This window comes from Arthrospira sp. PCC 9901, assembly GCF_059013425.1.
The window spans coordinates 1028063-1049857 of sequence record NZ_CP102296.1 but is presented as its reverse complement, the minus strand read 5'-3'; the positions used below and the strand labels follow the sequence as shown (position 1 = coordinate 1049857).

At 45.7% G+C, this 21795-nt stretch carries 18 protein-coding genes; 11 read left to right on the top strand and 7 right to left on the bottom strand.

The window, feature by feature from the left end; all coding sequences use genetic code 11:
* The first annotated feature begins 65 nt into the window (after positions 1 to 65).
* A complete protein-coding gene (locus tag NLZ44_RS04630; RefSeq protein ID WP_493751994.1) occupies positions 66 to 1136 on the top strand; it encodes a hybrid sensor histidine kinase/response regulator in 1071 nt (356 codons plus the stop codon).
* A gap of 71 nt (positions 1137 to 1207) precedes the next feature.
* On the opposite strand, the gene NLZ44_RS04625 is transcribed toward NLZ44_RS04630, so the two are convergent.
* A complete protein-coding gene (locus NLZ44_RS04625) occupies positions 1208 to 1675 on the bottom strand; it encodes a Tic20 family protein (protein ID WP_006624283.1) in 468 nt (155 codons plus the stop codon).
* A 160-nt stretch (positions 1676 to 1835) separates the two neighbouring features.
* Positions 1836 to 2030, bottom strand: a complete 195-nt coding sequence (locus NLZ44_RS04620) for a hypothetical protein (RefSeq protein WP_006624285.1) — start codon at positions 2028 to 2030, stop codon at positions 1836 to 1838.
* A 298-nt stretch (positions 2031 to 2328) separates the two neighbouring features.
* Here NLZ44_RS04620 and glyA point away from each other — a divergent pair, with 298 nt between their 5' ends.
* The 6 genes from glyA to NLZ44_RS04590 all read left to right on the top strand — a co-directional run bounded on the left by glyA (position 2329) and on the right by NLZ44_RS04590 (position 7786).
* Positions 2329 to 3612, top strand: coding sequence for a serine hydroxymethyltransferase (gene glyA / locus NLZ44_RS04615; RefSeq protein ID WP_008052609.1), 1284 nt, complete (start codon positions 2329 to 2331; stop codon positions 3610 to 3612).
* A 141-nt stretch (positions 3613 to 3753) separates the two neighbouring features.
* Positions 3754 to 4821 carry a glycosyltransferase family 4 protein gene (locus NLZ44_RS04610; protein ID WP_493751993.1) on the top strand — a complete coding sequence of 356 codons (1068 nt, stop codon included), beginning with the start codon at positions 3754 to 3756 and terminating at the stop codon, positions 4819 to 4821.
* Between the two features lie 31 nt (positions 4822 to 4852).
* Positions 4853 to 6097, top strand: a complete 1245-nt coding sequence (locus tag NLZ44_RS04605; RefSeq protein WP_315645420.1) for a competence/damage-inducible protein A — start codon at positions 4853 to 4855, stop codon at positions 6095 to 6097.
* Between the two features lie 227 nt (positions 6098 to 6324).
* Complete coding sequence (locus NLZ44_RS04600) at positions 6325 to 6462, top strand: hypothetical protein (protein WP_315638645.1); 138 nt, start codon at positions 6325 to 6327, stop codon at positions 6460 to 6462.
* A 42-nt stretch (positions 6463 to 6504) separates the two neighbouring features.
* Positions 6505 to 6945, top strand: coding sequence for a type II 3-dehydroquinate dehydratase (aroQ, locus tag NLZ44_RS04595; RefSeq protein WP_006624291.1), 441 nt, complete (start codon positions 6505 to 6507; stop codon positions 6943 to 6945).
* Positions 6946 to 6961: 16 nt separating this feature from the next.
* Complete coding sequence (locus tag NLZ44_RS04590; protein WP_493751992.1) at positions 6962 to 7786, top strand: hypothetical protein; 825 nt, start codon at positions 6962 to 6964, stop codon at positions 7784 to 7786.
* 220 nt (positions 7787 to 8006) lie between these two features.
* Here the strand turns inward: NLZ44_RS04590 and NLZ44_RS04585 are convergent, their stop codons facing one another.
* Positions 8007 to 8243 carry a hypothetical protein gene (locus NLZ44_RS04585; protein ID WP_235677450.1) on the bottom strand — a complete coding sequence of 79 codons (237 nt, stop codon included), beginning with the start codon at positions 8241 to 8243 and terminating at the stop codon, positions 8007 to 8009.
* A gap of 36 nt (positions 8244 to 8279) precedes the next feature.
* Positions 8280 to 8426 (bottom strand): hypothetical protein, encoded by a 147-nt coding sequence (locus NLZ44_RS04580; RefSeq protein ID WP_006624295.1) that lies wholly within the window; start codon positions 8424 to 8426, stop codon positions 8280 to 8282.
* A gap of 1781 nt (positions 8427 to 10207) precedes the next feature.
* On the opposite strand from NLZ44_RS04580, the gene NLZ44_RS04575 reads away from it, so the two are divergent.
* From NLZ44_RS04575 to leuS, 3 genes are all read left to right on the top strand, one after another.
* Positions 10208 to 12721 (top strand): HD family phosphohydrolase, encoded by a 2514-nt coding sequence (locus NLZ44_RS04575; protein ID WP_493751991.1) that lies wholly within the window; start codon positions 10208 to 10210, stop codon positions 12719 to 12721.
* Between the two features lie 14 nt (positions 12722 to 12735).
* A complete protein-coding gene (locus tag NLZ44_RS04570) occupies positions 12736 to 13026 on the top strand; it encodes a hypothetical protein (RefSeq protein WP_111891529.1) in 291 nt (96 codons plus the stop codon).
* A gap of 117 nt (positions 13027 to 13143) precedes the next feature.
* A complete protein-coding gene (gene leuS / locus NLZ44_RS04565) occupies positions 13144 to 15723 on the top strand; it encodes a leucine--tRNA ligase (protein WP_493751990.1) in 2580 nt (859 codons plus the stop codon).
* Positions 15724 to 15938: 215 nt separating this feature from the next.
* Here the strand turns inward: leuS and NLZ44_RS04560 are convergent, their stop codons facing one another.
* From NLZ44_RS04560 to NLZ44_RS04550, 3 genes are all read right to left on the bottom strand, one after another.
* The gene (locus tag NLZ44_RS04560) at positions 15939 to 16415 is read right to left on the bottom strand and encodes a hypothetical protein (RefSeq protein WP_111891533.1); all 477 of its coding nucleotides are present in this window, start codon (positions 16413 to 16415) and stop codon (positions 15939 to 15941) included.
* Positions 16416 to 16468: 53 nt separating this feature from the next.
* Positions 16469 to 17275 carry a HoxN/HupN/NixA family nickel/cobalt transporter gene (locus NLZ44_RS04555; protein ID WP_493751989.1) on the bottom strand — a complete coding sequence of 269 codons (807 nt, stop codon included), beginning with the start codon at positions 17273 to 17275 and terminating at the stop codon, positions 16469 to 16471.
* A 228-nt stretch (positions 17276 to 17503) separates the two neighbouring features.
* The gene (locus tag NLZ44_RS04550; protein ID WP_111893612.1) at positions 17504 to 19012 is read right to left on the bottom strand and encodes a DUF3370 domain-containing protein; all 1509 of its coding nucleotides are present in this window, start codon (positions 19010 to 19012) and stop codon (positions 17504 to 17506) included.
* Between the two features lie 39 nt (positions 19013 to 19051).
* On the opposite strand from NLZ44_RS04550, the gene alaS reads away from it, so the two are divergent.
* Positions 19052 to 21682, top strand: a complete 2631-nt coding sequence (gene alaS, locus NLZ44_RS04545) for an alanine--tRNA ligase (protein WP_493751988.1) — start codon at positions 19052 to 19054, stop codon at positions 21680 to 21682.
* Positions 21683 to 21795: the final 113 nt, after the last annotated feature.

Sequence of the window (21795 nt, the reverse complement as noted above, 5' to 3'; positions counted from 1 at the left end):
TTATACTGGCTCCCGTGTCTTGGTAGTTGCGACAACTACTGGGATATCATCTGAAAAGTTAACTTATGACATCTTCCTTGCCATCTATTCTGATTGTAGATGATGACCCCGATAATTTTGATGTAATCGAAACTTTATTATCAGACCAAAATTATCAGTTGCATTATACATCTAATGGGACTCGGGCGATCGCCTCCTTGGATACACTGCAACCCGATTTAATTTTACTCGATGTCATGATGCCCGACATGGATGGTCTGCAAGTTTGTCGCGCTATTAAAGATATTCGCAAATGGCAAACTTTACCCATTATTATGGTCACCGCCTTAGACAGTAAAGAAGACCTCGCCCGCTGCTTAGAAACCGGGGCTGATGATTTTATTAGTAAACCCATTAATCGGGTGGAACTCACTGCTAGAGTTAACTCGATGTTGCGGATAAAGTCTCAATATGATGACCTGCAAGCTATTCTAAAATCCCGCGAAGATATGGTCAATATGATAGTTCATGACCTGCGGAATCCTTTAATGAGTGTATTATTTAGCCTATATCTTTTACAGAGGACAGAACTTCCCCATAAAATTGAAGATAAAATTGGTAAATGCTTACTCTCCGCCCAACGTTTACAAGCTTTAATCAACGACTTGGTAATCATGGGGAAAATGGAAAACCGACACATTGAGTTAAATTTGGCGGATGTTGATCTGTGTACTGCTCTTCAATCCACTGTGGAAAATTTCCAGGTTATCGCCACTCAAAAAAATATCCAACTTATTTGTAAACTTCCCGCGCCGGGTGGTACAATTAGAGTGGATGAGGCACTATTTACACGAGTTTTAGATAACTTACTTTCCAACGCCACGAAATTCTCACCCCGTCATAGTGAAATTATTATTAATGCTGATTATCTTACCCCCAAAGGTGCTAGGGTCCAAGTAGTTGATTTTGGTCCGGGAGTCCCGGAGGAATTTAGAGCGAGTATTTTTAATAAATATGACATCGGTAAAATAGTTAAAAATGTCTCTCAAATTGGTTTGGGATTGGCTTTTTGTAAAATGGTTGTTGAAGCGCACGGCGGACACATTAGAGTTATCCCTAACCAACCACAAGGCAGTATTTTTGAGATTACTATATAATAGTTATTTCCGACTCTCGGAAAACCAGGGCAGCCCCTAAGACCGCCCCCAGATATTAACAGTTGCTAATTTTAGCGAACCTGCATATAAACGGCATCGGATATAGTCGGAATTTCTGCATACTGTCCCCGGATAGATTGGACAATACCATAACTAACAGAGGCTAAAACACCCAAGAAAATCATATTAAAGAGAGTTTCTTGGATAAACCCTTGCAATGGGATAATCCCCAAAATCAGACTACAGCCCAAAATGATAATATTCAACAAAATCGACTGCATGGCATTAAATCTGATAAAGTGGGGGATATTTTCGTTACGCACCACCAGCAGATACAGCAAGAAAAAGACAATCAGACCCGCAAAAGGAATAGACTGAAAAATTGCCATTAGGGGAGCTACGGGAATCAAAATAATCTGTAGTATGGGAAATTGAGTTAATAAAAATCTGCCGAACTGTACTCCATACATCAAGGGTAGCATATAGGGCAAACAAGCAAAAATGCGATCGCGAACAGTCGTTGTCCCACGCCAATTCATAGTCAGCTCTCCTGTTAACCAAAAAAAGTCCATACTCCCAGGATAACGCAGTGACGACGGAATATGGCTCAACTACCAATTTAGATTTCACAGAGACGGCTCCCGTTATAGCCAAACCTAACGGGAGTATGAATAGCGATCGCTCAACCCACGCCGCCAGTTAAATATTAGCAATGCGGAATCCCATCTGACACTCATACTGACCGGGTTGATTATCTCCGGGTTTACGGATCAGATGACCACAACTGAGGTGGTCGCCACGCCATCGGGGTTGACCGCTATGGTCGGCGAGTAAACACCCCTGACACACTTGATGGCTTTCAATAATTTGGTTTTCCATGACCATGACTAACATAATCCTCCCTCCCCGCGATTGCTGAAGCCCTATCCCCATTATATTTTGAGATTCGTTAAGACCCCAGGATTGATGCACAACTTAACATGGCCATTAATATCAGGTTGTGTCACGGGATACATCCAATGCTCAGATTTTGTTGGCTGGGGTGGAAATATCAACTGGCCGCGGCCAGATTTTTCTGGGTTAAATGTATCTGGGGGCAGTAAGCGGGTTATGATGGTGAATTTGGGGCGCACTTTCAAGCGATCGCTCCATAGTACCAAAACCTAAGAACTCTGAAAGGGGAATTTATACAGTGAGTGACACCAACCTAGACCAATTAGCCCAAAGTGATCCAACGGTAACAGAACTCATCGGACAGGAATTACAGCGTCAACGGGAACACCTGGAACTAATCGCCAGCGAAAACTTTACCTCCGCGGCCGTTTTAGCTGCCCAAGGGTCAGTCCTCACCAACAAATATGCGGAAGGACTCCCCAAAAAACGCTACTATGGCGGTTGCGAATTTATCGATCAAATCGAGCAAATAGCCATCGATCGCGCTTGTCAGCTCTTTGATGCTACCCATGCGAACGTTCAACCCCATTCAGGCGCTCAAGCTAATTTTGCGGTGTTCCTGGCTCTCCTACAGCCGGGAGATACAATCATGGGGATGGATCTATCCCACGGGGGACATTTAACCCACGGTTCCCCGGTCAATGTGTCGGGTAAATGGTTTAATGTTTGCCACTATGGAGTCAGTCCAGAAACGGAAACCTTGGACTATGACAAGATTTTGGAACTGGCTAAACAACATCAACCCAAACTGATGATTTGTGGCTATTCCGCCTATCCCCGGATTATTGAATTTGACAAATTCCGAGCGATCGCCGATGAGGTGGGAGCATATCTCCTAGCGGACATCGCCCATATTGCGGGACTGGTCGCCACAGGTCATCACCCCAACCCATTACCCCATTGTCACGTGGTCACCACCACCACCCATAAAACTCTGCGGGGACCTAGGGGGGGGTTAATCCTTACCCGTGACCCAGAATTGGGCAAAAAACTAGATAAAGCGGTTTTCCCCGGTACTCAAGGCGGACCCCTGGAGCACGTGATTGCTGGTAAAGCGGTCGCCTTTGGGGAAGCACTAAAACCGGAATTTAAAACCTACTCAAGCCAAGTGATCGCCAATGCTCAAGCGTTAGCTAACTGCTTACAGCAACGGGGCTTAAAAATTGTTTCTGGTGGTACAGACAACCATCTGATGTTGGTGGATTTGCGATCGGTGAAAATGACCGGAAAAATTGCCGATCGCTTGATGAGTGAAATCAACATCACCGCCAATAAAAACACAGTCCCCTTTGACCCAGAATCACCCTTTGTCACCAGTGGTCTGCGGTTAGGTTCTCCAGCCATGACCACCAGAGGGATGGGAATTTCAGAATTTATGGAAATCGGTAATATTATCGCCGATCGCCTATTAAATCCTGATGATGACACAGTGACAGCCGACTGTCGCGCGCGCGTCGCCCAACTTTGCGATCGCTTCCCCCTATATCCCCATCTACAAATCAAAGTTCCCGCACTGACTTAATCAATTTCTGGGTCTGATGGGTGCCAAAATAACCAACAATACCCCCATCTTTTAAAGGGAGACTGTGATCAGGCGGTTCAAAATATAGTAGACTCACCCTGAACTAGCTTTTAGCACCCATCCCAAAAAAACTTTGATCAGATGCCCTATCCTTTTTATCATCTGCTGGCCTTTGTAATTTCTACCGTCGTGGTCCTGTGGAGTACACCGATAGTCAAAAATATCGGGCTGAAAAGTGGACGAGTAGATTTACCCTGCGATCGCAAAGTGCATAAGCGTCCTATGGTTCGCTTGGGGGGAGTTTCTATCTTCATCGGTACACTCATCGCACTACTATTAGTTTGGTGCTTGGGTGGTTTTATCGGCGCAGATGGTCAGCCCCTCCCCCCTAAACAAGAATTTGAAATTTTAGGGGTTGCTATAGGCGCTATAGCATTCTTTCTCATTGGCTTGGGAGACGATTTATTTGGTCTGTCTCCCTTCACTCGATTAATCTTACAAACAGCGATCGCCAGTTTAGTCTGGTGGGTCGGAGTCCGCATTGAATTTCTGAGTATCCCCTACTTTGGCGGCTTAATACATATCGGCTGGTTAAGTTTACCCGTCACCGTCCTTTGGTTAGTGGGAATGACTAATGCTATAAATTGGATTGACGGTCTCGACGGTCTCGCTGCTGGAGTTTCCGGTATTGCAGCCGTGGTGATGTTAATCGCATCTCTATATATGAATCAACCCGCCGCCGCCCTCATTGCCGCCGCCCTAGCTGGGGGGTGTCTGGGATTTCTCCGATATAATTTTAACCCCGCTCAGATTTTTATGGGCGATGGTGGTTCCTATTTTATGGGGTTTACCTTGGCTGGTGTCGGAGTTATTGGTTTAGTTAAAACTACCGCCGTAACCTCTGTTTTACTACCCTATCTAATTCTAGCTGTGCCGATTTTGGATATGTCAGCAGTTATTATTGAACGATTACGACATGGAAAATCTCCCTTTGCTGCTGATAACCGCCATCTGCATCACCGACTACTAAAAGCGGGTTTATCTCAAAGGTTAACCGTTCTCTTTATCTATACTCTCACCCTATGGGTAGGGAGTTTGGCTCTGGCTTTCTCCGGTTTTCCCAGTGGTTTGGTCTATGCTTGGGGGGCTACCGGATTGTTGGGTTATACCAGTTGGAAAGCCGTAAAGCGTGCCAAATCATCAAGTTAATAATCTCTGACGATTTTTCATCATCAAATATATGACGGCTGAAATTATTTGTGTGGGGACAGAATTACTCCTGGGTAACATTACTAATACTAATGCCCAATTTCTGGGAGAACAATTAGCCGAACTTGGTATTCCTCACTATTATCAAACTGTGGTGGGAGATAACCCAGAACGTCTCAAAAAAGCGATCGCGATCGCCTCGGAAAGATCACAACTCCTCATTTTTACCGGAGGCTTGGGACCGACTCCCGACGACCTGACGGTAGAAACCATTGCCGACTTTTTCCAGACCCCCCTGATTGAAAAACCAGAAATCATCCAAGATATTGCCCAAAAATTCGCCAGCCGTGGGCGAGAAATGTCTCCCAGTAACCGCAAACAAGCCCTAATTCCCCAAGGGGCAGACATCCTCTACAATCCTATTGGTAGCGCTCCGGGAATTATTTGGCAACCAAAAGGCGATCGCCTCACCATCCTAACATTCCCCGGAGTTCCCGCCGAAATGAAACGAATGTGGGTAGAAATCGCCATTCCCTACCTACGGCTACAAGGCTGGTGTTCTCAGACCATCTACAGCCGCATCCTCAAATTTTGGGGCATTACCGAATCAGCATTAGCCGAACAAGTAGCCCCCTTCCTAGACCTACAAAATCCCACAGTAGCCCCCTATGCTAATTATGGCGAAGTCAAACTGCGAATTTCCGCCTGTGCCGAATCTGCCACCCGCGCCGCCGCACTCATTGAACCAATCGTAACCCAATTAAGACAAATTGCCGGATTAAACTGTTATGGTGCCGATGATGACACCCTCGCCTCCGTGGTCGGTCAGCATTTGCGACAAACACAACAGACCCTGAGTGTAGCTGAATCCTGCACCGGCGGCGGTTTGGGTAAAATGATTACCGAAATTTCTGGCAGTTCCGAATATTTCTTAGGTGGAGTTATCGCATACGATAACCGCATCAAACACCAACTTCTGGGAGTTAATGCCACCGACTTAGAGCAATTGGGGGCAGTATCCGCTACAGTTGCCGAACAAATGGCTCTGGGAGTGCGATCGCTCCTCCAAACCCACTGGGGACTATCCATAACCGGAATTGCTGGACCATCAGGAGGTACAGACAGCAAACCCGTCGGATTAGTATACATCGGACTAGCCCAACCCGACGGAACCGCTACCGCCAAAGAATTTCGTTTCGGGGACCAGCGAGAACGCTCCTGGATTCAACGAGCCAGCGCCTGTAGCGCCCTAGACCTACTCCGCCGCCAATTTTAACCTGATCAACTTGCCAAATTCTATGAAGATTTGTTATGATTAAATCAGTGCTGGGCAACTAGCTAATCTTAGGGTATGTCAATTTTGCTAACAGTAGGCACTGAAGGCATGAGGTCTACCCGTTCCGTGTAGAAGCAATTCCGAAATTGCTGCTACCCTACAATCAAAGAAATTGCGGGTTTGAGTTAGATTAGCCTGCGAATTTGTAAAAAGGAGCCATTTTTGCAATGGAATACATTGAAAAGGTACTGGAGAAACTCCGGGAATGGGCGCGGGAGCTAATCGAAGCATTATTAGGTCCAGAAGCACAACCGGAAGCGGAACCAGTTCCTGTGCCAGTAAGAGATTTTCCTCGCCAGAGATAGTAGTAAACTCAGTTTAAAGTCAACTACTGAGGTATTAAAAAATTGTTAAGTATTCTGGTGCTGCATGGTCCTAACCTAAACCTCTTAGGTCAGCGGGAACCGGGTATCTATGGCAAAGCCACTTTAGATGACATTAACCAACTGCTAACACAGGAGGCAGCATCATTAGGGGCTGAGGTTGTGGCTAGGCAGTCTAATCACGAGGGAGTCTTGGTCGATGCCATTCACTCAGCATTAGATCACCATCATGGCTTGCTGATCAATGCAGGAGCCTATACTCATACCAGTATTGCTATTAGGGACGCTATATCAGCAGTCAAAATTCCCACTGTTGAGGTTCACCTGAGTAATATTTACACCCGCGAACCCTTTAGGCATCATTCCTATATCGCCCCGATCGCGATCGGTCAGATTAGCGGTTTTGGGGCTGATAGTTATTGTTTAGGTTTGAGAGCATTGGTAAACTATCTGCGATCGCCCTAAAACCCAAACCTTCCACATGGAACACCCATTATTAGCAAAGTTCCAAGGCGCTTTGCTAGGCGCGGCTTGCGGTAGTTATCTCAGTCATCACCCACCCGAACCGGACTGGGTGGGTTTAACTATGGCTTTCACCGCCAGTCTCATTGAGCATCAAGGCTTAGATTTAGACCATTGGGGTCAAATTTGGCAAAAAAGCTGCCAGCGCCCCCCAGATAGCCCACCAAACCCCGATGAAGCCGCTTTAATTGCCTTCCCTGTGGCTCTATTTTTCCATGAAAACCGACCCCTCCAGCAACAGCAATTAAAACAATTAGCCGAAATATGGTCTGAGAGTGATGGCAGTCTGGAAAGGGAAGCCACAATGTTAGTGATGGGTGAAATCATAGCCCAAATCATGGCAACAGCAAGGGATAATCGCCCCATAATACCGAGGATATTAGAAAACCTATCCACCAACAACACCAGGGTTGAGCAGCAACTGTCTCAGGTGCAAATAGCCCTAGCTGAATCAATGACCCTGATACAAACACAGGCGCATTTGTCGAGTTTTCCTCATTCCAGCCTAGCCCTAGGATTGTACTGTTTTCTGAGTACACCTGAGCAACCCCTATTAACCCTAAAGCGTTCATCCCAAGTTAATTCAAGGTCTGCACTGACAACCATCATCAGTGGTATATTATCGGGAGCCTATAATACTCTGTTAGGCATTCCTGTCGGTTGGAGAATCAACCATCAAACTCCCCACCCCCCAGCGGAAATCTCTATGCTTGACCTAGGAGAAAAATTATTTAAAATTTGGTCTGGCGTTGATCCATGCGCCCTGGACGGTGCTTTAATTTAACAGGTCCACAATATGGCGGGGGTTATCTAGCGATCGAAAGGCGATCGCATTATTCTCCATAGTCTTAGATCAGGGGTTTTGCTTCTGGAAGTTTGCCGATCCGATATTTGCTGGCAATTTCCCAGACGGTGGGACTGCTAACCATAATGTAATGGTTGGGGTTACGAATTGTGGTCATTGAAAAGCCACCAGAGGAGGATATGAGTATCAACGAGATAGCTTATTCCCATCGCTGCAATTCTTCTTCTGGTAAAGGTTCAAAAAATGCGTATGATAGTTCTCCGGTGAGTAAACCAGGGCGGCGCGGTTCCGCTTCGTTATCGGTCACAGTGGCAGATTTTTCTGGATTTAAACCCAAACGGAAATAGTGAATTAGGTCATAAATTTCGGTGAGTTTGTCTTCGGGAATAGCTTGTAATTCTTGGATGATTTTTTCAATTAACATAAATTCTGCCATATTCCATGGTTAGATTAACTAGAAATATCCCAAATTTTAGGCGGCGGTGTCCTCGTTACTGGCAGCCATTTCTTTAGCCTTTTCGCTGGTGAGATTTTTCTGGGTGTTGGGTTTCGTCCCATAACTCATCCAAGCTGAGGGCGTGGGAGTAACTTTACCCCAGCCACACTCTACACACTGCACATATGTTGTCCCCACCTGAGAACATTGCCCGGATCAATACATTGAAACTGCCGAACAGAACCATTGACTATTCCAAAAGTTCGACTCAGACCTGTGCTATATTTGGCATAGGTAACAGCACTGACATCGCCACAATTGCTGATTATTTGGTGCGATAGAGAGTTAAGCATTTGAGGAGAATTTAATATATCATCCGCCCACTCAAATTGTCGTGGATGAAAGGGGTATCCACCTAACTTAACTACTAGATGAGCCAATCGACCGGAAGGAAAAGCCCGCCACCTTTCTCTAACGTCCCTAACTTCAAAGTTAACAACGATATTCCGACGATTTTGAATAGTGGTCCTAACGTTTATTACTGCATTACGACAAGAATTAGACTGTGCAAAAGATGGCAATTGACTGCCAAAAAGCAGACTTATACTACAAAAGAGAACGGTGATTGATTGTTTCATAAAAAACTCCTATCCGTGATGGCGGCGAGGGTGGTAAAGGTTTCTTAGGAGGTTTGGGGGGTGGCTATGGTCTCAAGGCGGGGGTTCCCGGCGGATAGATTCTGGCCTTGACTCCCTTGTGAATAAACTCGATCGCACTATTAGCACTATAATACCATCAGAGGAGAGGTGATTGTCGATTTTCCGGGCAAGTCGCCCCTCAATTCCCGCCGCCAATCTATGTATCCCGACACTCAAAAAAGGGGGTAGTTCGCGGGACTTATACCCGTCCGAACAAAACACAAGTTAAAATAACAAACACTGCCCGCCGCTAGGCAGAAAAGGGGCGGATTCGGGGGGTCTATGGCCTAAATAACTACTGGTGCGGAAATATGACTCATCCCAATTGAGGAATATCGCGCCGGGGATTTAGGTTAAATTTAAATCGTGGTGCGAGACGTTTAGGAGTCAAATAAGGCTGCAATGCCTGAAATAACCTCCTAGTGGGACTTTCACCCCTTGGTGAAATATAAGGGACTCGTACCCTGACCATCCCATAACTGTTTATATGTCCCAACGTTTGGTATAGAAATATACAAAACAAGGCAGGGAACTCAAGGTCAAAACGCCCAACTGGAAATATTAATGATTCCTTAACAATTGCGTTGAGAGTAACGGCGATAGCCACCCCCAGTTTTGGGAATCATAACCCCAGGATTGAAGCGGGGAACGGAAGGCGTGAAGTAGAACCTACTACCAAATGCGACCACTGCCAACCATCCATGATTAGGGAAACCGAATGTCCGGCTTGAACCATCGTAATGATTTAGCAGCGAAACAGGTTGATACGCTGCGTTCAAAAGAGCAAGGGGAAAAGTAGGGTAATCATGACATCACCTACACAGACTTTTAAAAGTACCCCGGTGGAGAGGACAAATCTAAAGATGGAATGCCCGTATAAACGGAACGTTTAAACCCCTTTTAGGCTCTCAAGTGGCAGGATGTACCTGCGGAGTAGTGAAAGTGTAAGCGTATACCTTTAAGGGGAAAGGATGTGACTGAAAGCCAATGCCTAACTGTAATGGTTAGGATATGCCCACTAGTCACGGTGTGGATATAGAGACTGCGACAATTAGGAGTGTTTACGACGAAAGCGAGTTTAAACACTACGATGTTGTATTTAGCTCCAAAAGTTGAAATCACAAAAGCAGGGAGTCGTTACCCTGTTCCCGATGTCAAAAGGGGTATCCACATCAGGAGCCGTGTGATGTGAAAGTATCAAGCACGGTTTTGAATTGGAGTTGGGGAAGGCGACTTCCCTTTCGACCATAACCCGGATAGGTTTGTATGGATAGGTTTGAGTCAATCACCCGACAGATTGAAAGGCTTCGGAGTCATACTCGCCATTTATCATCGCGAGGAGGGACGGCTGAAGTGGTAAATCAGGGTACAAATAAGCAAAAATCCAGGGCGATCGCATTGAATAACTCAGAAACTCAGGCGGGAAACGGTAACAGTTCCCCGACCCGGAAAAGGCGATCGTCTCAAATCGGTTATCCCCTCCTGTGGGTAATAGCAATTAGCACCCTTACAGGTGTCATGGGGGTTCGCTTTTATAACCAACCCAGATTATCAGTCGGCAGATATGCTCCCGAATCCTTTATCGCTCCGGCTGATGCTACTATTGAAGACATAAAAACCACCGAAGAAAAGCGCCGAGCCGCTCAAATTGGCGAGATATCCGTTCTGGTTATCGATCCGACTATTGACCGGGAAATTCTGCAAAACCTGGAATCAGTATTTGATCAAATTAACACCATTCGAGAATTAGCTGGACCCCTTCCCTATGTTAACACTGGCATTGTCTCCACAGATGTCCAGAGCCATATTCGCCAGCTACCACAACGACAATGGCAAGAGTTGATTACCAAAGTTAATCAGACCCCTAGTTTAGAAACCACCGACGAACCGGAAACCGTCACGGTCGATAAATCTAATATCCAAAAGTTTAAGAGTAAATTGGAGCAGGAAAGACAGCAACGTAAGGCTTATTTACAACTGTCTCAATACCGCAACCGAGTTGACGAGGAAGTTTTTTCAGATTTAATCTCGGAAATCTCAAATGCTCGTCGCAGCTATGCCCAAGCGGTTGATTTACTCTCCGAACAACAGACCTCAGAAGCTAGAGAGCTATATGATAGCACTGTATTAAACTGGTCTGATCAACTATGGCAAGAGACCCAATTTAGCATTTTACAGATAGCTAGACAAATGCTATCCCAAGGTATCGCTCTAGGTTTACCTAATGACATTATCAGACAAGCTGCCAGTCTCCATATTAACGGTGTAATTCCCCCAGAATCCCAAGGCTTTGCTAATACAGTTTTAACCAGATATCTCCGACCTAATTTGATTAAAGATCCCGTAGCTACCCGACGACGAGCTGAATTAGCTGCCCAAAAAGTTGAAACTGTGATGGTGAATGTCAATCAAGGTGATGTGATTATCCAAGAAGGTGAGACGATCACTCAGCGAGAATTTGTCATCCTTGACTATTTTGGGAAGAGTGAACGGGGGATTAATTGGAGAGGCTTAATGGGGTTTGTCTGCTTAGTGACAGTCTCGATTGTGATTGTGCTTGTAGTACAAAGAAAATTCCGTCCGGGTTTGCGACGACGAGATTATATTCTCTTATTGATACTAAGTCTCAGCACTCCGGTGTTATTACTTTTAAAAATACCAGCTACGAATTTGCCAGCGGTGGGGTTATTAATCGGGAGTTTTTATGGCTCTGCAGTCGGTGTGACTGTGGTAACTCTCCTATCAATAATGCTTCCCATTGGTATGGAAATTGAGACCATTTCCCTGGTGGCTAGTGCCGCTGGTGGTCTGGTGGGTAGTTTAATGGCTGGAAAGTTGCGATCGCGTGAAGAATTAGCCCTCCTAGGTGGCGCGGTAGGTATAACTAAAGGGCTAGTTTATTTAATCGCTACCCTGATGGTAAGTTCTACGGCTACGGTGATTTTTCATGTGCTGCTGGGTGCGGTCACTCTCAAGGTTTTTGAAGGTTTGGCTTGGAGTATTGTCGCTTTAGGATTAAGCCCCTATTTAGAGCACGTTTTTGACCTAATTACACCCATACGACTAGCAGAATTAGCTAATCCGAATCGGCCCCTACTGAAAAGATTAGCCACAGAAGCTCCTGGCACTTTTCAGCATACCATGTTTGTGGCTAGTTTAGCAGAAGCCGCCGCCAGTGACCTAGGCTGTAATGTGGAACTGGTACGGACGGGAACCCTTTACCATGATATTGGTAAAATGCACGACCCCCTAGGATTTATTGAAAATCAGATGGGTGGTCCGAATAAACATGATGAAATTGACGACCCCACAGAAAGCGCTCGCATTATTAAAAAGCACGTCAGCGAGGGTTTAGTTATGGCTCGTAAATGTCGCTTACCTAAAGCTATTCAGGCTTTTATACCCGAACATCAGGGACAAATGTTGATTGCTTATTTTTACTATGCAGCCCAACAAAAAGCCAAAGAAGATAATAGCATTGTAGTTAAGGAAGAAGATTTCCGCTATGATGGACCTATCCCCCAATCTAAGGAAACTGGTATTGTCATGTTAGCAGATTCCTGTGAGGCGGCATTGCGATCGCTTAAAGATGCCACCCACGAAGAAGCCTTACAAATGGTTAATAAAATTCTGCGCGCTCGGTGGCAAGATAATCAATTAGTAGATTCGGGATTAACACGGGAAGAAATGGCAAAAATTGCCGAAATTTTCGTCCGGGTCTGGGAACAAGTTAACCATAAACGTATCGCTTACCCCAAAGGTGTTTTCTCATCAAGATAATGGATAATTGACAAATGTTTTCCCAAGTTTATTATTTACTCTGCTCTCAAAAAGATGGTCAATATGTAGCCGCTCATCCTAACCCGGATTTACCCGAAAGCTATGTGCTGCTATTTGCCGAACATTTTGAAGCCCTTAGCTACCTGAACCAACATGGCGCAGAAGTAAGCGATCGCTTTACCGTTGAATCTATCTCAGGTTCTCAAATCCAAAGCATTGTTCAACGTTGGGGATTTTCTGGGTTAGGGATGGTCAAAGACCCCCTGATTCCCACCATTGAATTTTTATCCATTCAAGCCGAATAATTAGATAGGCCCCCTGGGATATTTCCTCTAACTGCATTTCACAGATGCCATCTAGCCCTCAATGTGCAAAAATAATCCCAGAGAGTTCTATGATCATCAACAGCGCGGAGTTAAACTGTGGAGTCCCGATATAATCCTGCATCCATCGAACAGAAGTGGCAAAACGCATGGGCTGAACAGGGGTTGTACCAAACCCATCAAGACCCCAATAAACCCAAATTTTATGCCCTATCCATGTTTCCCTACCCATCGGGAAGCCTGCACATGGGTCATGTGCGTAATTACACCATCACCGATGTAATCGCACGACTCAAGCGGATGCAAGGATATCGTGTCCTACACCCCATGGGATGGGATGCCTTCGGACTACCAGCCGAAAATGCGGCCATTGATCGCGGTATCCCTCCCCAAACCTGGACTTATCAAAACATCGCCCAAATGCGCGAACAACTCCAACGGCTGGGATTCTCCATTGATTGGGATGCTGAAGTAACCACCTGTTCCCCGGAATATTATCGCTGGACTCAATGGATTTTTCTGCAATTTTTCCAAGCCGAACTCGCCTACCAAAAAGAATCGGCCGTTAACTGGGACCCCATCGACCAAACCGTATTAGCCAACGAACAAGTGGATAATGAAGGGCGTTCCTGGCGTTCTGGTGCCATAGTAGAACGGAAACTATTACGCCAGTGGTTCCTTAAAATTACCGACTACGCCGAAGAACTCCTCAATGACCTGGAAAAACTCCCCGGTTGGCCAGAACGAGTGAAACTAATGCAGGCTAACTGGATTGGTAAATCTGTGGGGGCGCGTTTAGATTTCCCCATTGTGGGAGTTGATGATCAAATCTCTGTGTTTACCACCCGTCCTGATACGGTCTATGGGGTGACTTACGTTGTTCTCGCCCCAGAACATCCCTTAGTCGCCCAAGTTACCACCCCAGACCGCAAAGCTGAGGTAGAAGCCTTTATTAAACAAGTGACGGCTGAAAGCGAAATGGAACGCACCGCTGAGGATAAACCCAAGCGCGGTATTCCTACCGGTGGAAAAGCTATCAATCCTTTTACTAAAAAAGAGGTTCCTATTTGGATTGCAGATTATGTCCTGTATGAATACGGAACTGGGGCAGTGATGGGGGTTCCCGCCCATGATGTCAGAGATTTTGCCTTTGCTAATCAATACAATTTGCCCATTCGTCAGGTGATTGTTCCTGATGATGCTGATAACGATAATGACCCCGATGATCAACCACAGAGTGCTTACACGGAACCGGGGATTATGGTAGACTCAGGACCTTTTAGCGGTGAACATTCTAAACATGGTAAAAAGGCGGTTATTGAGTATGCCGAAGATGAAGGCTATGGGGAAGGAAGGGTTCAGTATCGCCTGCGGGATTGGTTGATTTCCCGTCAACGCTATTGGGGTTGTCCGATTCCGATCATTCATTGTCCAGACTGTGGGGCGGTTCCAGTTCCTGAAGGGGATTTACCGGTGAAGTTGCCGGAAAATGTGGAATTTAGCGGCCGTGGTCCATCTCCGTTAGCAGCCTTAGAAGATTGGGTTAATGTTCCCTGTCCTAGTTGTGGCACGCCAGCGAAGCGGGAAACTGACACTATGGATACATTTATTGATTCTTCCTGGTATTTCCTGCGCTATCCTGATGCTAAAAATCCTGACCAGGTTTTTGATTTAAGCAAAACTAACGATTGGATGCCTGTTGATCAGTATGTGGGGGGCATTGAACACGCGATTTTACATTTATTGTATTCTCGCTTTTTTACTAAGGTACTACGCGATCGCAATTTGTTAAAATTTGATGAACCTTTCCAGCGGTTATTAACCCAGGGGATGGTGCAGGGGATTACTTACAAAAACCCCAAAACTGGTAAATATATCCCCCCTACTAAGATTAACCCTGATGAACCCAAAGATCCAGAAACAGGCGATCGCTTGCAGGTTTTCTTTGAGAAAATGTCGAAATCTAAATATAATGGAGTTGACCCATTATTAGTAATGGAAAAATATGGCGCAGACACCGCCCGTATGTTTATCCTCTTTAAAGCACCCCCAGAAAAGGATTTAGAATGGGATGATGCTGATGTCGAAGGACAATTTAGATTCCTGAATCGGGTATGGCGGTTAGTTACCGAATTTGCGGCTAATCACTCGGTTAGTAGTACCAAATCAACTACTGGGAATCTGAATAAAGCCGAAAAAGACCTGCGCCGCGCTATCCATAATGCTATTAAAGAAGTTACCGAGGATTTAGAGGGAGATTACCAATTTAATACAGCCGTATCGGAAATGATGAAATTGAGTAACGCCTTATCTGATAACAGCAAAATTCAAGACTCGCCTATTTATCAGGAAGGTATCGAGACTCTGTTAAAACTTCTCGCCCCTTTTAGTCCCCATATAACCGAGGATTTGTGGCATCAAATTGGTTATGGTGATTCAGTTCATTTACAATCTTGGCCGACATTTGACCCCAGTGCTTTAGTGGTGGATGAAATCACCTTAGTAATTCAAATCAATGGTAAAACTCGCGGCACTATTCAGGTAGCTAATGGGGCGGATAAGTCTACTTTGGAACAACTCGCCAAAGACTCGGAAATTGCTCAACGACACCTAGAGGGTAAGCAGCTACGCAAGGTGATTGTTGTACCTGGTAAGTTAGTCAATTTTGTGGTCGGTTAATTTACCATTTAACGATTTTGGTAGGGTGCGTCAGAAATCAATTATCGGGTGTTCAGGATAATTCTCTAATCATGATTTTGGTAGGGTGCGTCCAAACCCGGCTATATAAATCCTCACCGAATAACTATCGGCTGACGCACCTTCAATCAATTATCGGGTGTTCAGGATAATTATCGGTGTCTGACGCACCCTACGGGAACTAGGGTAGCTGGTGGTTAAAAGCGGATTTTGTTTTTCATAAAATGCCCGAAAAGTCCGAAACAAAGGGCAATTTCTGCGACAATGATTTGATCACCAAAATGGTGATGGCGTTGGGGGGAATTATAATGAACTTGGCTGATGGCATTTAAGTCAATAATGCGATCGCTGATGGGAATCATCAACTTATCCCAGTGGCTACCTTCGCCAATTTCTACAGCCCAACTACCCATGACTGAGTAATCAGGTTCAAACAAAAATAAACCGTTTTCGTCTGTTATTCCTTTGGTCTCGGGCAAATTGGAGTCGGCGGGAGGATGCACGACTACATCGGCATTATAAAAGGCTTCTCCGGTACTAAATACGGCCTCGATTTCTAGGGCTTCCCCTTGTAGATGATAGTTGGTGAGGACACTATGGGCTAAGGCATCTCCGGGAAAACCTAGGAGACTAATAAAAATGGCGATCGCTACTACAAACTGTTTAAATTTCATCGGCTTTTGAGACTACTAAAATTGACTAATTGGCACTACTGATATCGGTCGTTTTAGGCGAAAGAGTGGGCTGAGATAAATGTTAAACCCATGCCAATCAAAACGACAAAGAAGGCACTTACAATAGATAACTTCTGCAAAATCATCTGATTTTCTGGGAACTTTTCCAGCCACTGACCAGCATAAACGGCTACTAAGCCTAAACTGACTAGGACTAATGCTAACCCTAAACTAAAACCGCCCACTAGAAATAATCCATAGACGATCTGGTGTAGGGCTACTGCACTTAATAACAGAACAAGTGCTGTAGGGCAAGGAACTAACCCGCCAGCAATCCCTAATTTAATCAGAGATGATACACTACTTGAGGTGTGGCTGTGGCTGTGACTGTGACCGTGGCTGTGACCGTGTCTGTGGCTGTGACTGTGACCGTGGCTGTGACTGTGACCGTGGCTGTGGCTGTGGCTGTGGCTGTGGGAATTTAATCTTTTTCTGAGTAGGTCTAAGCCAATGAGACAAATGGCGAATCCACTGAAACCACTCAGTAGGGGATACAATTGTTCTGGTAAGATATATTGGGAAGCAAATAGGGCGATCGCACCTAAGACAAAAACACTGAGGGTATGGGTGGCTGTGGTGGTGACTCCTAGTAAAATGGCTTGTTGTGGGGTTCCCTTACTGCCGATTAAATAGGCACTTACTAGGGTTTTACCATGTCCTGGGGATAGGGCATGAATTGCACCTAGACCAAAGGCAATGGCTACCCCTACCAGAATTGTAGTTAAATTCGGATCGGCTGTAAGCAGATTCACCAAATCGGCGCTATGGTTGAGATGGGCGAAAATTAGATTTGCTCTCATGTTAACAGTGATATGCTATAGGTCTGATTTGACGGTTAAGTTGATATTACGACAATAGCCAATTATAAGCTGTCGTTGATGGATATGGGGAAAAGTTGCAGGGTGAGTTTTGGTTGATGACTTGTGATTATGATTGATTTGCCCTAATAGTGCGGTTGATTTTTGGGCAGTTTGATAAGTCTCATGGGTGAGGATTTACAGGTGATTAAATAACGGGGATTTACGGGACTATTTTAAGGTTCTGATAGTCACCACCTGGGGAGGTGTAGCATCTGGGGGATAGCGGAAATCTAACCGAACTAAACGGGTTTCTTGTGGCTTCAGCTTGAGAGTTAGTAGGGGTTCAAGAATTTGTCCGCGACGATGCCATAAATGCAGATATTTAGTATTTTCCACAGAGCGATCGTCGTGATATTGTAGGCGGACGGTGCCGCGAAAATAGGGGAAATCCCAGGGAGGCTGTCGGAACATCAACCCGCCTTGGGATAGGTTTTCTTCCTTTTGAGGAGTTTCTAAAGTAATGGTGACTACCTGTTGAGTATCTGTAGGATTAAACAGGGGAGTAGTTAGATCATAATGAACGCCATAATTACCATGGGATTGATAAGCAGTATCAGGATAGCGAACGGCTAATTCGGCGGCTTGAATTTGACGGGTTCCCAAGGTGCCGCTTCGGATGGTACTAATCACATAAGAAATGGCTTTTCCGGCTTCAGGAATAGTTAGGTAGTTAGCGGCTTCATCAACTAAATCGGCTTGCCATTTAGAACCCTTTTGTACTCCAGCGACTCGACTATAAACTAACTGACCAGTAGTTTGTTCGGGTGGAGTTGGTAAGCGATCGCGAGGCTGTGCTAAACTGCCATTATACAGGAGATTTTGCCATTCTTGTAATTCTGGCGATCGCTCCTTACCATCAGGGGAAATCTTGGCATACATTGCCAAACTTGCCACATACACATGAGAAGGAGTGGGAACAGTGCCACTGGTGGTACAATTGAGGCGCATAAAAGTCGATCGCCCATTGACCGGACGTTCCAAGCCTTTAACGGGAATTGGATGATTTAACAACATCCGCATTTCGCCGGGGGGAATTTCTAACTGAGAGGGAAAATCGGCTAGTCGGGTTCCCCGCATCACCGCATCAACGGCGCGAATACCGGGTCCTGAATAGACATTTCCCAGGGAATTATCAGCCATGGGCGGTTTCTCCTGAAAAGGGGCATCAGGTTCCAACAAATAACTCGCCACCGCCGGAATATACAGCCTCACAGGCTCGTTATGGGGGTTGTAGACCAAAATACCTATATAGAGGGTTTTGGACTCTGGTGGCGTATGTACGAAGTGATGGGCGAACAATTCAAACTCACCCCCCAGAGGATAATCAAGATGGGCTTCTGGGACAGCCTTACCATGAGGGGGAAATGTGGATAGCAAAATTCCCTCCTGCTTCACCCACTCCGGGCTGTTACTATTAAACATTGGGATATCGTCCAAAGCGCCGGGGAGAGGTCGCACTTCCCCCGGTTGAATGGCGACTGAATGTTCCCCTTGGGCTTTCAGAGCAGCCAATAGGGGGTTTTTAGGGGACTTCCAGGCTAGTAATTGGGTAGTTACCTGGCTTTTCACCGGAACTACCACGGACACCCGAAACAAGATCCCCGCCAAACCGCCGCCTAAAGCTGCGAGTGCGACAATGCAAATAGAGGTGATGAGATTGAAAACTCGATCCTTCATTGATCCTGAGATTTTAGAGTTCCAAATTGTTAATTGATTATGTCCTATTCACCACAATTCCTCAGCGGGAGCGAAATTCGTCAGAAATTCCTCAATTTCTACGCCGAACGTCAGCATAAAATTATGCCTAGCGCTTCTTTGGTCCCAGAAGATCCTACCGTCCTGCTAACTATCGCGGGAATGCTACAGTTTAAACCCATATTTCTAGGACAGCGACCCCGGGAAGTTAACCGCGCCACTACGTCCCAGAAATGTATCCGCACCAATGATATCGAAAATGTAGGACGCACCGCCCGCCATCATACTTTTTTTGAGATGTTGGGTAATTTTAGCTTTGGAGACTATTTTAAAGAACAAGCGATCGCTTGGGGTTGGGAAATTTCTACCGAGGTATTCGGACTGCCGCCAGAACGTTTAATTGTTAGTGTATTTGAGGAGGACGACGAAGCGTTTGCGATTTGGCGAGATCAAATTGGTATCCCCCCCCACCGCATTCAACGTATGGGTGAAGAAGATAACTTCTGGAAATCTGGACCGACGGGACCCTGTGGCCCCTGTTCTGAGATTTATTATGATTTCCACCCAGAAAAGGGGGATGACCATATCGACTTGGAAGATGATAGCCGATTTATTGAATTTTACAACCTGGTTTTTATGCAATATAACCGGGATGCTGATGGCAACCTGACCCCTTTACAAAATCAGAATATTGACACGGGTATGGGGTTGGAAAGAATGGCGCAAATTCTGCAATGTGTGCCGAACAACTATGAAACTGATCTGATTTTCCCGATTATTAAAACGGCGGCGGATCTGGCGGGTATTGATTACGCTAAAAGTGATGATAAAACTAAGGTTTCTCTCAAGGTGATAGGGGACCATCTGCGGGCGGTGGTTCATCTGATTGCTGATGGGGTGACTGCTTCTAATGTGGGGCGAGGTTATATTCTGCGGCGCTTAATTCGCCGGGTGGTACGTCATGGGCGCTTGATTGGTATCACGGGAGAATTTACTACGAAGGTGGCGGAAACGGCGATTAGTTTATCGGAAGATGTTTACCCGAATACCCGCGAACGGGAAAGGGTGATTAAGGGGGAATTGCAACGGGAAGAATCGCGGTTTTTGGAGACTTTGGAAAGAGGAGAAAAACTGCTGGCTGAATTGTTGGCAAAACAGCCGGATCAAATTTCTGGTCAGGATGCTTTTGTTCTCTATGATACCTATGGATTTCCCCTAGAATTAACTCAGGAAATAGCTGAGGAAAATGGGTTAACTGTTGATGTGGATGGTTTTGAGGCGGAAATGTCTGCCCAAAGAAAGCGATCGCAAGCCGCCCATGAAACTATTGATTTAACTGTTCAGGGTAGTTTGGATAAGTTGGCAGAACAGATCCACCCAACGACATTTTTGGGCTATGATTTCCCGGACTCTGAAGCGACGGTGGAGGCGGTTTTAATTGCTGGTAAATCGGTGACGGAAGCGGTGGCTGGAAGTGAGGTGCAAATTGTGCTTGACCAAACTCCTTTTTATGGGGAGTCTGGGGGACAAATTGGCGATCGCGGTTATTTGACTACTTCTGATGTGATTGTCCGGGTTGATGATGTGAAAAAAGATTCGGATATTTTTATTCACTTTGGTAGGGTGGAAAGGGGAACTTTAACTGCGGGAATTACTGTGAATGCACGCATTGACCGCGCTTGTCGTCGTCGCGCGCAGGCTAATCATACGGCTACCCATTTATTGCAAGCGGCACTAAAATTAATTGTTGATCCGGGTATTTCTCAGGCGGGTTCTTTGGTGGCTTTTGACCGCCTACGATTTGATTTTAACTGTCCTCGTGCTTTGACAACTGAGGAGTTACAACAGGTGGAAAATCAGGTGAATAGTTGGATCGCTGAAGCACACCCAGCCACGGTGACACAAATGGCTTTAGAGGAGGCTAAAAATAAGGGGGCGATCGCTATGTTTGGGGAAAAATATGCGGCGGTGGTGCGGGTGGTTGATTACCCGGGTGTATCTATGGAGTTGTGCGGCGGAACTCATGTTACTAATACGGCGGAAATTGGATTATTTAAGATAGTTTCGGAAACCGGAATTGCGGCGGGTATTCGGCGCATTGAAGCTGTGGCGGGACAGTCGGTTTTGGATTATTTGAATGTCCGAGATGCGGTGGTTAAAGAATTAGGCGATCGCTTGAAAGCTAAACCCGAGGAATTGCCAGAACGCTTCACTAATTTACAAGCGGAATTAAAAACGACTCAGAAACAGTTGGAAGCTGTGAAAGCTGAGTTGGCTATAGCACAATCTGACCAATTATTATCTACTGCTGAAAGGGTGGGAGATTTGCCAATTCTGGTGGCGGAACTTCCCGGAGTTGATGGAGAGTCCCTGAAAACGGCGGCGGAACGTTTACAGCAGAAATTAGGCGAAAGTGCGGTGGTTTTGGGGTCTGTAAGTGATGGTAAGGTTAGCCTGGTGGCGGCTTTTAGTCCGGTGGTAATTAAGGATAAGAAGTTGCAGGCTGGTAAGTTTATTGGTGCGATCGCTAAATTATGCGGCGGTGGCGGCGGTGGTCGTCCGAATTTAGCCCAAGCTGGCGGACGCGACCCTAGTAAATTACCCGAGGCTTTATCAACAGCAAAATCTCAGCTAATTGACGCATTGAAATAGTTAGTAAATCAGGTGGGTATTTTACCCACCTTTTTTGATACCTAGGCTATAATTATGGCTACAGGTTCAACGAATAATCAATCCAGATAATTAATTAAGTGCCTAGATTTATG

Excerpts from the sequence above, each read along its gene's own strand:
- NLZ44_RS04560 (WP_111891533.1), bottom strand. The coding sequence starts at position 16,415 with ATGAAATTTAAACAGTTTGTAGTAGCGATCGCCATTTTTATTAGTCTC.
- NLZ44_RS04610 (WP_493751993.1), top strand. The coding sequence starts at position 3,754 with ATGCCCTATCCTTTTTATCATCTGCTGGCCTTTGTAATTTCTACCGTC.
- NLZ44_RS04605 (WP_315645420.1), top strand. The coding sequence starts at position 4,853 with ATGACGGCTGAAATTATTTGTGTGGGGACAGAATTACTCCTGGGTAAC.
- NLZ44_RS04550 (WP_111893612.1), bottom strand. The coding sequence starts at position 19,012 with ATGAAGGATCGAGTTTTCAATCTCATCACCTCTATTTGCATTGTCGCA.
- NLZ44_RS04590 (WP_493751992.1), top strand. The coding sequence starts at position 6,962 with ATGGAACACCCATTATTAGCAAAGTTCCAAGGCGCTTTGCTAGGCGCG.
- NLZ44_RS04585 (WP_235677450.1), bottom strand. The coding sequence starts at position 8,243 with ATGGCAGAATTTATGTTAATTGAAAAAATCATCCAAGAATTACAAGCT.
- NLZ44_RS04575 (WP_493751991.1), top strand. The coding sequence starts at position 10,208 with ATGGATAGGTTTGAGTCAATCACCCGACAGATTGAAAGGCTTCGGAGT.
- NLZ44_RS04620 (WP_006624285.1), bottom strand. The coding sequence starts at position 2,030 with ATGTTAGTCATGGTCATGGAAAACCAAATTATTGAAAGCCATCAAGTG.
- NLZ44_RS04600 (WP_315638645.1), top strand. The coding sequence starts at position 6,325 with ATGGAATACATTGAAAAGGTACTGGAGAAACTCCGGGAATGGGCGCGG.
- NLZ44_RS04555 (WP_493751989.1), bottom strand. The coding sequence starts at position 17,275 with ATGAGAGCAAATCTAATTTTCGCCCATCTCAACCATAGCGCCGATTTG.
- NLZ44_RS04625 (WP_006624283.1), bottom strand. The coding sequence starts at position 1,675 with ATGAATTGGCGTGGGACAACGACTGTTCGCGATCGCATTTTTGCTTGT.
- NLZ44_RS04570 (WP_111891529.1), top strand. The coding sequence starts at position 12,736 with ATGTTTTCCCAAGTTTATTATTTACTCTGCTCTCAAAAAGATGGTCAA.
- NLZ44_RS04630 (WP_493751994.1), top strand. The coding sequence starts at position 66 with ATGACATCTTCCTTGCCATCTATTCTGATTGTAGATGATGACCCCGAT.
- alaS (WP_493751988.1), top strand. The coding sequence starts at position 19,052 with ATGTCCTATTCACCACAATTCCTCAGCGGGAGCGAAATTCGTCAGAAA.